The organism is Terribacillus sp. DMT04 (genome assembly GCF_019056395.1).
In the GTDB taxonomy this organism is placed as follows: Bacteria; Bacillota; Bacilli; order Bacillales; family Amphibacillaceae; genus Terribacillus; species Terribacillus aidingensis_A.
This window is the reverse complement of sequence record NZ_CP077639.1, coordinates 3,037,775-3,050,394: the sequence shown is the minus strand read 5'-3', so window position 1 is coordinate 3,050,394 and position 12,620 is coordinate 3,037,775. Positions and strand designations below refer to the sequence as shown.

The 12,620-nt window shown below is 43.7% G+C and carries 10 protein-coding genes and 1 riboswitch; of the genes, 8 read left to right on the top strand and 2 right to left on the bottom strand.

Going from position 1 to position 12,620, the window contains the following annotated elements; genetic code table 11:
* Position 1 precedes the first annotated feature (1 nt).
* The gene (locus KS242_RS15755; RefSeq protein ID WP_217322206.1) at positions 2 to 1,174 is read right to left on the bottom strand and encodes a galactokinase; all 1,173 of its coding nucleotides are present in this window, start codon (positions 1,172 to 1,174) and stop codon (positions 2 to 4) included.
* Positions 1,175 to 1,341: 167 nt separating this feature from the next.
* Here KS242_RS15755 and KS242_RS15750 point away from each other — a divergent pair, with 167 nt between their 5' ends.
* The 5 genes from KS242_RS15750 (at position 1,342) to KS242_RS15730 (ending at position 7,437) form a co-directional block, all read left to right on the top strand.
* Positions 1,342 to 3,390 carry a beta-galactosidase gene (locus tag KS242_RS15750; protein ID WP_217322205.1) on the top strand — a complete coding sequence of 683 codons (2,049 nt, stop codon included), beginning with the start codon at positions 1,342 to 1,344 and terminating at the stop codon, positions 3,388 to 3,390.
* Positions 3,391 to 3,442: 52 nt separating this feature from the next.
* Positions 3,443 to 3,547, top strand: a riboswitch (SAM riboswitch).
* Between the two features lie 91 nt (positions 3,548 to 3,638).
* Entirely contained in the window at positions 3,639 to 5,057 is a 1,419-nt protein-coding gene (gene mmuP / locus KS242_RS15745; protein ID WP_217322204.1) for an S-methylmethionine permease, read from the top strand.
* Positions 5,017 to 5,952 (top strand): homocysteine S-methyltransferase, encoded by a 936-nt coding sequence (gene mmuM / locus KS242_RS15740; protein ID WP_217322203.1) that lies wholly within the window; start codon positions 5,017 to 5,019, stop codon positions 5,950 to 5,952. Before mmuP ends, mmuM begins: the two co-directional genes overlap by 41 nt.
* Before the next feature lie 78 nt (positions 5,953 to 6,030).
* Positions 6,031 to 6,897: an SDR family oxidoreductase gene (locus KS242_RS15735; protein WP_254391736.1), complete on the top strand. Its 867-nt coding sequence runs from the start codon at positions 6,031 to 6,033 to the stop codon at positions 6,895 to 6,897.
* A 111-nt stretch (positions 6,898 to 7,008) separates the two neighbouring features.
* On the top strand, positions 7,009 to 7,437 hold the full coding sequence (locus KS242_RS15730; RefSeq protein WP_217322202.1) for a hypothetical protein: 429 nt from the start codon (positions 7,009 to 7,011) through the stop codon (positions 7,435 to 7,437).
* Between the two features lie 516 nt (positions 7,438 to 7,953).
* Here the strand turns inward: KS242_RS15730 and KS242_RS15725 are convergent.
* Positions 7,954 to 9,135 carry an MFS transporter gene (locus tag KS242_RS15725; RefSeq protein ID WP_217322201.1) on the bottom strand — a complete coding sequence of 394 codons (1,182 nt, stop codon included), beginning with the start codon at positions 9,133 to 9,135 and terminating at the stop codon, positions 7,954 to 7,956.
* 133 nt (positions 9,136 to 9,268) lie between these two features.
* Here KS242_RS15725 and KS242_RS15720 point away from each other — a divergent pair, with 133 nt between their 5' ends.
* The 3 genes from KS242_RS15720 to KS242_RS15710 all read left to right on the top strand — a co-directional run bounded on the left by KS242_RS15720 (position 9,269) and on the right by KS242_RS15710 (position 12,619).
* Positions 9,269 to 10,192 carry an alpha/beta hydrolase gene (locus tag KS242_RS15720; RefSeq protein ID WP_217322200.1) on the top strand — a complete coding sequence of 308 codons (924 nt, stop codon included), beginning with the start codon at positions 9,269 to 9,271 and terminating at the stop codon, positions 10,190 to 10,192.
* Between the two features lie 58 nt (positions 10,193 to 10,250).
* Positions 10,251 to 10,460 (top strand): DUF2642 domain-containing protein, encoded by a 210-nt coding sequence (locus KS242_RS15715; protein WP_254391735.1) that lies wholly within the window; start codon positions 10,251 to 10,253, stop codon positions 10,458 to 10,460.
* Positions 10,461 to 10,714: 254 nt separating this feature from the next.
* On the top strand, positions 10,715 to 12,619 hold the full coding sequence (locus tag KS242_RS15710; protein ID WP_217322199.1) for a beta-glucoside-specific PTS transporter subunit IIABC: 1,905 nt from the start codon (positions 10,715 to 10,717) through the stop codon (positions 12,617 to 12,619).
* Position 12,620 lies beyond the last annotated feature (1 nt).

Sequence of the window (12,620 nt, the reverse complement as noted above, 5' to 3'; positions counted from 1 at the left end):
CTTATGCTAGTTCTTTAGCGCCATCACCAATTGTTGCCGTATAGAAAGTTGCTTTATATCCGATTTCTTCTTCATAACGCTGTTGAATCCCTGCCTGGATAGCGTCTGCTTTGTCTTTTTCAACAAGCGCAATGGCGCAGCCGCCAAATCCGGCACCTGTCATGCGGGCTCCAAGAACACCTTGTTGTGACCAGGCAGCCTCCACAAGTGCATCTAGTTCCTTACCAGTTACTTCATAATCATCCCGCAATGAACGGTGCGACTCATTCATCAATTCCCCGAAAGCGGTCAAGTCATGCTTCTGCAGCCGCTTCAAGGCCTCGATTGTTCGATTGTTTTCATAAACGGCATGACGGGCGCGCTTTATGTGGGTTGGATTGCTAATCAGTGTATAATGCTGTTCAAATGCTTCTGGTGTAAGTTCTCCGAGACTTTGAATAGACAATTGCTGCTGCAAATCTCGCAGTGCTGCTTCGCATTGGGAGCGGCGTTCGTTATACTTCGAACCTGATAGTGCCCGCTGTTTATTCGTATTCGCTATCAAGATGACGTGCTCGGTTAAATCTACTGGGGCATGCTGGTAATCTAACGATTGACAGTCTAGCAGTATAGCGTGCCCCTGTTTACCCATGCCGACTGCGAATTGATCCATTATCCCGCTATTCACGCCAATATAGTCGTTTTCAACGCGCTGCCCAATCTGAACGAGTGGAATTCGGTCAATCCCAATGTCATACATGTGATCCGCCAGGACGCCGGTTACAAGTTCAATAGAAGCAGAAGAGGAGAGGCCTGCGCCGTTCGGTATATTTCCGTAAAAAAGAATATCCATGCCAGCATTCATTTTGTCAGCATATTGCTGTAAGTAAAGCAGCATGCCTTTTGGATAGTTCGCCCAGTCATCTTCGTCACGATAGCTGAGATCTTCTAAAGTAGAAGTTATGATACCGCTTTCATTGAGGTTGATACTATAAAATCGCAGTAAGTTATCTTGGCGTTTAGCTGCTAGAGCATACGTACCATAGGAAATGGCTGCGGGGAAGACATGACCGCCATTGTAATCCGTATGCTCACCAATTAAGTTGATCCTGCCCGGAGCGAAGAAGCGGCGAGGTGTTTCTGTTGTTTGGAAGATCTTCTGGAACTCAGCTGTCAAATTAGGGATATTCGTCATAATGATATAACCTCCTTGGTATACTTTATTAATTTAATTAATTAAGTTACGGTTAGTGTACTATATGCGTAAGGGGGTAGCAAGGATTACTTCTTTTAAGAAGGAGAATAGAGATGATTGGCGTATCATATATTGTAAACGCTTACTAAGTGCAGGGGGAAACGGAGATGACAAACAACAAACGTAATATAAACGTACCATTTCTGCTTCATGGCGGAGATTATAATCCAGATCAATGGCTGAAATATCCTGATGTCTTAAAAGAAGATATTCAATTCATGCAAGCAGCAAACACGAATACATTTTCTATCGGTATATTTGCGTGGAGTGCTTTGGAACCGGAGGAAGGTGTGTACACGTTCGAATGGCTGGATAAGATTTTCGATGATATTCATGCTTTTGGTGGGAAGGTAATTCTGGCTACCCCAAGCGGAGCGCGTCCAGCGTGGTTGTCACAAAAGTATCCTGATGTTCTTCGGGTTAACGCAGCTCGAGTCAAGCAGCTGCATGGTGGCAGGCATAATCATTGCTTCACCTCTCCTGCTTATCTAGAAAAGACCCAAAACATGAATCGGAAACTAGCAGAAAGATACGGCGAGCATCCAGCGTTGCTGTTATGGCATATTTCCAATGAATACAGCGGTGATTGTCATTGTGATCGGTGTCAGACTGCTTTTCGTGAGTGGTTAAAAGAGCGCTACGATGGCGGTTTGGATGCGTTAAATGATGCGTGGTGGGGGCCGTTCTGGAGCCATGCCTTTACAAATTGGGAACAAGTAGAATCTCCATCACCGAATGGGGAGGATGGTGTCCATGGTTTGCGCTTGGATTGGCGGCGGTTCGTGACAGATCAGACGATCCGGTTCATGGAAAATGAGATGGTTCCGATTCGTGAGCTTACACCGGATATCCCGGTAACGACAAATTTTATGGCAGACACCCCAGATTTAATACCATTCCGTGGTCTGGATTATCAGCGATTTGCAGATAAAATTGATGTAATCAGCTGGGATGCGTATCCGACTTGGCATAACGATTGGGAAACAACAGCCGAACTGGCAATGAAGGTAGGGTTTATCGATGACTTGTACCGTACGATGAAAGATCAGCCGTTTCTTTTAATGGAGAACACACCGAGTATGGTCAACTGGCATCCGGTGAACAAAGCAAAGCGGCCTGGAATGCATATACTCTCCTCGATGCAAATGATTGCCCATGGATCGGATAGCATCTTATATTTTCAGTGGCGTAAATCACGTGGGTCAACGGAGAAATTCCATGGAGCTGTTGTCGATCATGATCGTTCGCCGGATAACCGTGTCTTCCGTGAAGTAGCAGCACTCGGCGCAAACATGGAAAAACTGGCGTGCTTAGCAGGTGCGCATCGGACGGCGGAAGTGGCTTTGCTTTATGATTGGGAAAACGATTGGGCGCTAGAGGATGCGCAAGGATATGGGTTGGATTCCAAGCAGTATATCAAGACGATGCATGCACATTATCGGCCATTTTGGAAACGTGATATCCCGGTAGATGTGATTGGAAAAACACACAATTTCCAAAAGTATAAGCTATTGGTTGTACCTATGCTTTATATGATGGAAAACAAGACTGCAGAAAAATTAGAGAAGTTTGTGCAAGCGGGCGGCCGACTCGTGATGACCTATATTAGCGGTGTGGCAGACGAGCATGACTTAGTGCACCCTGGTGCTTGGCAGGAAAAACTCGCAGATATCTTTGGATTGCGTCCTGCCGAAACAGACACGCTGTACCCGGCGGATCGCAACAGTGTAGAGTACAAAGGGAAGGCGTATGAATTAAAAGACTATGCCACTGTATTAAAACTTCATGGAGCAAAGGCAATTGGCAGCTATGAAAAAGACTTTTATGCAGGCACACCTGCTATCACCGAACATGCTTATGGAGAGGGCAGTGCTTATTATATTGGTGCTAGGCTGGAAGATGCATTTCAAGAGGATTTCTACGAGGAGTTGCTGTTAAAGGAGCATATCGTTGCGCCTGTTCGTATTAAGAAGGAAGCAGATGTCTCTGTCCAAGTCCGGTTTCATGCCCACACCACTTTTGTCTTTATCATGAACTTTAGTGAAAGTGAAAAAGCAATTGAAATGGATCAAACATATCAAGATATACTTCAAGGTGGCTCATTAGAAGGGCACTATTTGTTAAAACCATATGAAGTAAAAGTGCTTCAATTCTAAATATTTTATTGACATTTTTGACAGCCGCTGATATTGTAAATGCAATTCCATAATCTTATCCAGAGAAGCAGAGGGACTGGCCCGGTGAAGCTTCAGCAACAGGTCGCAAGGATACTGTGCTAATTCCAGCGGGTGGATGCCACCTGATAGATGAGACGTTCGCAGATTATTTGTCAGTTCAGCACATCCTCTTGGGTGTGCTTTTTTTGTTGACAAAATACTTAGATTGATAGAAATGAGGCTGTCATATGACATCGAAACGAAATTTTAAACGACACATGCAGACGCGTCATCTTATTATGCTTTCACTCGGTGGTGTCATTGGGACAGGGTTGTTTTTAAGCTCTGGTTATACAATTCAACAAGCTGGTCCTTTTGGAACGGTGCTAGCCTATTTAATTGGAGCGTTAGTTGTTTACCTCGTTATGCTTTGCTTAGGCGAACTTGCTGTACATATGCCTGAAACAGGAGCATTTCACAGCTATGCACATACATACATAGGACCAGCAACAGGATATGTTGTTGCATGGCTGTACTGGCTGACGTGGACAGTAGCTTTAGGCTCAGAGTTTACAGCTGCCGGACTGCTTATGCAGCGCTGGTTTCCAGAGATCAATGTATGGATTTGGAGTGCGCTGTTTGCTGGTTTAGTTTTCTTTTTAAATAGTGTTGCCGTGCGCTTTTTTGCTGAATCGGAGTTTTGGTTCTCATTCGTAAAAGTAGCTGCTATTATTCTTTTTATCTTAATTGGCACAGCTGCCATTTTCGGAATTATCCCGATGCACGATACAGAAACGGCACCATTGTTTACGAACTTTACGGATGCTGGATTGCTGCCTAATGGAGCTTTTGCCATTCTTTTGACAATGTTGGCAGTTAATTTTGCTTTTTCTGGTACCGAGTTAATTGGTATTGCATCAGGAGAGACAGAAGATCCGCAGAAAACCGTGCCAAAAGCAATTCGTACCACAGTCATCAGACTGGTTATCTTCTTTGTCGGGACCATTATAGTGCTATCCGCCTTGCTTCCTTTTCAAGAAGCCGGTGTGCTGGAAAGTCCCTTTGTAACGGTGCTGTCACGCGTTGGGATACCATATGCTGCGGATGTGATGAACTTTGTTATTTTAACAGCAATCCTTTCGGCTGCGAATTCAGGGCTATATGCTTCGAGCAGAATGCTGTGGTCATTGGGAGATAAAAAGCTTATTCCGCAGTACTTTGCCAAGCTTTCTAAACAGGGTATCCCGCTGCGCGCGACTGTCTGGAGCATGGGAGGGGGAGCACTCGCTTTACTGTCGAGTATCATTGCGCCGGAAACTATTTATCTTGTTTTAGTATCTGTTTCTGGTCTTGCGGTTGTAGCCGTATGGATGAGTATTGCTTTATCTCAATTTTTCTTCCGGCGCCGTTTTCGCAAAGCGGGGCATGCGGACAAAGAACTTGGCTACCGAACGCCATGGTATCCAGTTGTGCCGATTACAGCTTTCTTGTTATGCCTGGCGTCTGTTATCGGTATCGCATTTGATCCTACTCAAGTGATTGCCTTGTATTGTACAATCCCATTCGTGCTATTTTGTTACGCTGCTTATTATATTACCGAATATACAAAGAAGAGGAGACAACGTCATGCCAAGCAATCCGATTCAACAACTGCTGAACAAGCATAAAGTAATGATTCTTGATGGTGCATTAGGAACAGAATTAGAAAGACAAGGATGCAATCTAGAGGATCCCTTATGGTCAGCACGCATTCTTTTGGAGCAGCCAGAATTGATTCGCCAAACACACTTGAACTATTTCCGAGCTGGTGCCGATTGTGCCATCACTTCCAGCTATCAAGCTTCTGTTGAGGGTTTCCAGTCTCGGGGGCTGGAGGAGGAAGAAGCGCTGAACTTGATTGGAAAAACAGTTAAGTTAGCAGCAGAAGCAAGAGAGATTTATAGCCAAGAAGCAAAAGTTCCTAATCAAGTGTTACCGCTCGTTGCAGGATCTGTGGGTCCATATGGCGCCTTTTTGGCAGACGGTTCGGAATATCGAGGAGATTATCAAGTATCCGATAAGGTACTGAAAGATTTTCATAAACCGCGTATGCAAGCTTTGCTGGAAGCTGGCGCCGATCTGCTGGCTTTTGAAACAATTCCATCGTTACAAGAAGCGGAAATCTTAATTGATTTGCTAAAAGAATATCCGAATTCTTCCGCGTGGCTTACGTTTACGCATCAGGATGCGCATCATATTAGTGATGGAACTCCTCTTAACCGCTGTGCAGAATTGGCGGCTAGCAGTGACCAGATTGCAGCAATTGGATTAAACTGTGCGCCAATTTCGGTAGTGACAGACGCTGTGAAAGAACTAAGAAAACATACATTAAAACCTATCATTGTTTATCCAAACTCAGGTGAACAGTATGATGCAGTGTCTAAAACATGGTCAGGTACAGAGGGATTGGAAACACTGGCTGGCTGCTCTTCGGAATGGTATAAAGCTGGTGCGCAAATTATTGGTGGGTGCTGCCGCACGACGCCGCAGCAGATTCAGCACTTGACCAAGCAATGGCGTTAGAATTGCAATTGACGTTTTGTAATGGGGAAACAGAGGAAAAGTAATGTATCCATTATTAAGAAAAAGGAGCGTTTCCCCATGAAACCAAAAGATATGATGAATGGCCAAACTAGTACCCACCAGCAGGATCGTCAACCCGGGATAGAAGCGAAGATGGACCCATTGCCGAATCAGCCGCTCGACTATAAAGGTGCTGGCAGATTGGAAGGAAAAGCAGCCCTTATAACTGGCGGAGATTCTGGTATAGGCCGTGCAGTAGCGATCTTATATGCTAAGGAAGGTGCAGACGTTGCCATTTCCTACCTTGATGAAACGGAAGATGCAGAGGAAACGAAGCGACTTGTAGAAGCGGAAGGAAAACGCTGCTTGCTGCTGCCGGGAGATATTAAAGTTGAAGAGCATTGTATCAACTTAGTCGAAAAGACAGTTGAGGAATTTGGGAAGATTAATATTCTCGTAAACAATGCAGCAATTCAATATGTGAGAGAGGATGTTTTGGAGATTTCTTCTGAGCAATTTGAGGAAGTGTTCCAAGTCAATTTCTTCTCCCAATTTTATTTAACGAAAGCTGCCGTCCGTCATATGAAAGCTGGTGACTCGATTATAAGTACATCTTCTATTAATGCTTATCGCGGAAATCCAATGTTCATGGATTACTCTGCGACCAAAGGGGCAATTACAGCGTGGACACGCAGTATTGCACAAAGTCTTATCAAGAAAGGGATTCGCGCCAATTCGGTTGCGCCTGGACCGGTTTGGACACCGCTCATTCCAGCTACAATTGGCGAAGATAAAATTGAACAGTTTGGCCAAGACAGCTTAATGGGCCGTCCAGGTCAGCCATCTGAACATGCGTGGCCTTATGTGATGCTTGCTTCAGATGAAGCTTCTTATATGACAGGGCAAGCCATCCATATTAACGGCGGTTCTTACACATCATCTTAATTATTTAGGCCTTGTCGGTTTCCGACAGGGCCTTTTTTGTTTAATGCAGCCAGGATAGGGAACAACAATTTTATCAGGTGACACGCAGAACTGACGGAAGGAGGGGGAAATGTGTATATTAAATTCCATGATGAAAATCATGAAATCAAATATCAACTATTAAGAGCGGACGTTAAGAATGCAGAAGCTCTGGAGAATAAAGGGTGCCTTGCTGTTCTATACCTAATGGCAGGAGACAGCAGGCTGGACAAGTTGTTCAGATCGTACTTTCAAATTGAGAGCTGCCAGTTTGCATATAAAAGGATGTTAAATGACTATGAACTGGATTCCGACTTACTTCGCCTAGCTAAGCTGGCAGCTCATCTGTTTGATGGGCGAGTGGAAATGACACCAATGCTGCTTGATGAGATACACGAAGATCGGGATTGGTTCTTAGCCTGGAATGCCGTAATGATGAGGCGCTTTGGCACCGTAACTGGCTACGAAGTACCTTCGAATAAGTTTTACCAAAGTTATATTACAGAAGACTTTAGTGTGTAATGACAGAAAATAATTGGAAAACACCAAACTTATATGCAATCTCGCTTAAGAGGATGTATGTAAGTTTGGTGTTTTTTTAGAAACGTAAAAGAATTGGAGAATAGGTACGCTACAGGCATATTGCATTCCGTATTTTTACACAAAAAAGTATCCAACAAAACGTTGAATACAGTTTAAGTAAAAAATTTAGTTAAGGGGGTTACATGAATTATTCCCTCTGTGCAGAAAGTTAAACCTAAAAGGTGAAGGTTTTTTAAAAAAGAGCAGAAATAGTAGGCACATTAAAAAGAAGCAGCTGTCTTGCACTCGCTGCTTCTCTTGCTTTATTCGTTATCGGATTCCTCTTCATTCATTTCAAACAGATGATCTAAGTATGGTTCTAGCTCGAATGAATCTTCCTCGGCATAGGTAGTGAAAACGTCTCTGGTTAATGAACTCATGATTAATCCTCCTTGTGATTGGGTTTGTAGTTATAAGATACCCAATCTAGCTAACTGGTAATCATCCAATTACCGATTAAGAGGATTTTTTTAAACTATGAAAGTTTCGTTTAACCGAAAACACTTGCATGACAATCATGAGCAGATTGACAGCAATCAAAACGAAAATTGAGTAAGAGAAGCTGCCGGTCATATCATTTACCGCGCCTAAAATTATTGGACCGAACGAACCAATAATATAACCTATAGCCTGCACCATCGCTGACCAAGAAGCAGCTGCTTGATGCGTGGAGGTTACGTCGATGGGAAGGAGCATGTTCATCGCGAACAGTCCGCCTGCACCGAGACCAATAAAGCATGCGGCCAGCCAAGGCATCAAGGAGAATAAAATCATGCCAAAGCCAATCATTTCAAAAATAGCCGCCAGTACAAGCCAGAACAAACGGCTCGGAATTTTGTTTAGTAAGTAAGGTACTGCTAGATTAGCAGGAACCTGCAGAATCATGAAAATAACAAGCAGATTGGCTGCATAGGTCTTGCTGTAGCCCATATTCTCAACAATAGGGGGCAGCCAGGCGGTCAAAGAATAAAAGATGAAAGCCATACCGCCGAAAGAAAAGGTGAGCAGCCATGCATTCCACTGATTCCACGGTAACTTCTCAGCACCGCCGAAAGTCTGGACAGCACGATCATTTTTTTTCTGAGGCAGTACCACTAAAACCCAGATTACAATTGCAAGCAATGCCAGCAAGGACCAGGATGCCAGCGCAATTTGCCATGAGTCAAATAGACGCTGAATAGGTGCTACACCGCCGGAAGCGAAACCTGCACCCACTGCCAATGCTGCCGTATAAATGCTGATCATAAATGCGCTATTGTGAGGGAAATACTTCTTTATATAACCGGAAAGAAGCGGGCCAGCTGCAGCAATACCTATTCCTGCTAAAAAAGCTGTCATGAGCAGAAATGAGGAAGTATGAGAAAATAAGCGGATTACCGTACCAATGCCAATAACACCTAATGACCAGGCAATAACATATTCAAGCGAGAACCGATTGGCTAGCTTTGCTGCCACAGGTGAGAAGACGCCCATACATAAAACGGGTATGGAGGTGAGCAGGCTTGCGCTAGATGCATTCATATGTAACTCAGATTGAATCGTTTCGATGAGCGGAGAGATAGAGTTAATGGCAGGCCGAAGATTTAACGCCGCCGCAAACAAAGCAATGCCTAACCAAATGACTGTTGATTTCTTCACGTACAGTACCCCCATCCTTATCCATTCATTTATTGTAAACCTTCTGGAAGACTGCCGCAATGCAGCTGTGTTTAAATTATAGGGGAATAGTGGAAAATATTTTAGTAAGAAGGAAAGGGAAGGAGTTCGAATAATGGAATTAAATCCAAAGATTAAAGCATTCTTGGAGGAGGTAAATGCGCAGCCAATATCGCTGGAAAACGTGTCGCCTGAACAGTTTCGGAGTCAGGCAAGAATGCAAAGCGATGGACCAAAACAAGAAGTTGCTAAGGTAGAAGATCAAACAATTGATTTAAAAGACAGATCAGTACCAATCCGAATTTATCGGTCAGAGGATAAGACACAGCCTGCTCTTGTTTTTTATCATGGTGGCGGATGGGTTGTTGGCAGTATTGAATCACATGATGCAACGTGTCGTGAGCTTGCCAACTTGGCAGCGTGCACAGTTATCTCCGTTGACTACCGACTGGCGCCAGAACATCGTTTCCCAGCAGCTGTAGAAGATGCGTATGATGCGTTTCAATGGATAGCAGACCATGCAGAGGCACTGGGGATTGCGGGCAGCAAGCTTGCCGTAGGCGGTGACAGTGCAGGCGGGAATTTAGCAACTGTCGTTTGTCTGCTGGCAGAGGAAAGAGGAGAACAGAAGCCAGTTTTCCAACTGCTGTTATATCCTTCTACTGGGTACATTGGTGAAGAACCAGCATCGCTAAATGAAAATGCAGAAGGATATTTATTATCGAAGAACTTGATGACTTGGTTCCGATCGCATTATTACCGGACGGAAGCAGATCGACTTCATCCGCATGCAGCTCCAATTCATTCTGATCTGCTGCATACATTGCCGCCAGCAGCAATCTTGACTGCTCAGTTTGATCCGCTTCGAGATGAAGCACAAGCTTTTGCAGCCAAGCTGCAGCAAGAGGGTGTTGATGTATTTGTTAAGAATTATGAAGGTTTAATTCACGGTTTTGCCGGATTCTCGGCGCACGTAGAAGAAGCACGTGAAGCAATGGAAGAAGGAGTTGCTAAGCTAAAACAAGCTTTGCATGCTTAATGTATGGCACATCTATCTCAGCTAGGCATATGTTGTAAAACATAAAGGAGGGATAGGTGTGCATTTTCAAACAAATCAGGTGACAGCAGAACCATATGTATTTCAACTATTACAAAGTTTAACCGGCGGAAGAGTGGTCGTGGAATCCCCGGGTGACAGCTACCGTGGCATTCTTATTGATGCAAAACCGGATCATATCGCTATAAAAGATGGTGATTCTGTTTTTTATATTAGAACAATGCAAATTATCTCCGTCATGCCAGATTAAAATCAGTGTAAGCGTTGACAAGTATCCGCTTACATGATAAGTTATGAGTGTAATACAAAACAGCATACAACTATCCTTTAGGATTGTTACTGATAAGCAGGCAAAACCTAAATTATATTCCTTAAGCAAAGGCGACTTTGTGCATGGGGTGTAGTTTGGGTTTTTTTGTGTACCAAAGAGGGCTTATCTGCGAAAAAAGGATAAAGGCGGCATCCTTTATCCTCATCATACTATCCCCGAATGGAGGGTCTAACATGAACCATCGTAAAACAGCTGAAGAAATTTTGCAATTAGTAGGTGGGGAGGCTAATGTTCAAAGTGTTATTCATTGTATGACACGTCTGCGTTTTAATCTTTATGACAATAGCAAAGCAGATCGTCAGGCGTTGGAGCAAGTAGATGGTGTGCTTGGTTCCAATATTAGCGGTAGCCAATTCCAGCTGATCATCGGGAATGAAGTGCCAAAGGTTTACAAAGAAATCATTGCGAACAGCGGGTTAAGCGAATCGAGCAATACAGAAAGTGCATCAAAATCGAAAGAAAAGAAAAACGTGATTAGTTCCATCTTTGATGTTATCTCGGGTGTATTTACACCGATACTTCCAGCGATTGCTGGAGCAGGGATGATCAAAGGGATTACTGCATTGCTGCTTACATTTGGCTGGCTGCAAGATACTTCCCAAACTTATCAGATTTTAACGGTCATAGGAGACGGTGCTTTTTACTTCCTGCCAATCCTGCTTGCGGTCAGTGCAGCGCGTAAGTTCGGTTCTAATCAGTTTGTAGCGGCTGCGATAGCTGCATCCATCCTGCATCCAACGCTTACCGCGATGTTTGCAGCAGGAGGAGACATCTCCTTTGCTGGATTGCCGGTAACGATTGCAACGTATTCATCTACGGTGATACCAATCTTACTTGCTATATGGATTGCCTCTTATGTAGAGAAATGGATTGATCGTATAACACATGCATCACTAAAGCTAATTATTGTCCCAACAGTAACTTTGTTAGTTGTAGTACCAGTCACATTAATAACAGTAGGACCTCTAGGAGCAATTTTAGGAAACTATCTATCTACTGGCATGAGTTTCATGTTTGAGCACGCAGGTATTTTGGCTACTATTCTGCTTGCAGGTACTTTCTCTCTAATTATCATGACTGGGATGCATTATGCGTTTACGCCAATCGTTATTAATAACATTGCAGTCAATGGCTATGATTACATTATTCCAGCGATGTTCCTTGCCAATTTCGGACAAGCGGGCGCAGCTTTTGCGGTTGCACTTAAATCGAAGAATAAAAAGTTTAAATCATTGTCCTATACAACAGCAATAACTGCAGTAATGGGTGTTACTGAACCAGCTATGTATGGTGTGAACATGAAGTTAAAGAAACCGTTCGTAGCTGCATTGATTGGTGCAGCAATCGGCGGAGCTCTTTACGGAATTACAGATGTGAAAGCTTATATCGTGGCAGGAATTGTTGGTCTTCCGGGTATTCCTGTCTTAATAGGACCTGAATTTGTCTTTGCGCTTCTTGGTCTGTTGTTAGCATTCGTTTCAGCAGCAGTAGTTACGTGGATTCTTGGCTTTGAAGATGTTCTTGCTCCTGCTGAAGAAACAACAGCTGCAGATCAAGATACGGTTGAAAAAGAAGAAACAATCGTAACAGACAAAACATCGGAAGTTATTGCAAGCCCACTTACAGGAGAAGTTCGACCGCTTGGGGAAGTTAGTGATCCGACATTCGCACAGGAGATTATGGGAAAAGGTGCAGCTATCTTCCCATCAGCAGGTGAAGTTGTTTCACCAATTGATGGAGAAGTCGTTACAGTGTTTGCAACCAAGCATGCGATTGGCTTAAAAAGTTCAAGTGGTGCGGAAGTGCTAATTCATGTAGGTATTGATACTGTCAAATTAAATGGGGAACATTTCACAGCACATATTGAATCAGGAGCCAAAGTGCAAAAAGGACAGAAGCTGCTGTCCTTTGACAGAGAAGCCATTCAGGCTGCTGGATATGACTTAATTACACCAGTCATTATCACGAATACTGCAGAGTATGAAGATGTTAATCAGCTTGCAGAAGGGACAGTTCGTACTGGAGAGGCATTACTAGACTTAGCAGTACCGAATGAAACGTCGAAAGAAGCATCTTAAT